The sequence below is a fragment of the Chryseobacterium sp. SIMBA_029 genome (assembly GCF_046535275.1).
Taxonomy (GTDB): Bacteria; Bacteroidota; Bacteroidia; order Flavobacteriales; family Weeksellaceae; genus Chryseobacterium.
In genome coordinates this window covers 1-269 of sequence record NZ_JAWRXA010000348.1, presented here as the reverse complement: position 1 = coordinate 269, position 269 = coordinate 1, and the positions used below count along the sequence as shown (strand labels likewise).

Sequence of the window (269 nt, the reverse complement as noted above, 5' to 3'; positions counted from 1 at the left end):
ACGTCATGGGCCCGTACCTGCTGGGTGACCAAAGATCCGATGACGCGCAGCATGTCTGGCCAATGAGTTTCGATCTTGGCCAGATTGACCTTGTGTCGGGCGATAGCGTTCAGGGGTCCGTAGTCCGTGGCCGGCTCGTTTGGCCAGTGGGCCCTCCAGTACCTCGTATCCCCGATGTCGGAGATGCGCGGCGAGAATCGGTAGCCGAGCATCCTGAACAAGCCGAAGACCAAGTCTGAGTAGGACGCTTCGTCGGTAGCAATGATTGG

The 269-nt window shown here is 59.1% G+C and carries 1 protein-coding gene; it reads right to left on the bottom strand.

The annotated features are described in order from the left end of the window. Positions 1 to 269, bottom strand: a 269-nt coding sequence (locus SB679_RS24415) for a Tn3 family transposase (protein ID WP_410704850.1), incomplete at both ends; no start/stop codon positions are given.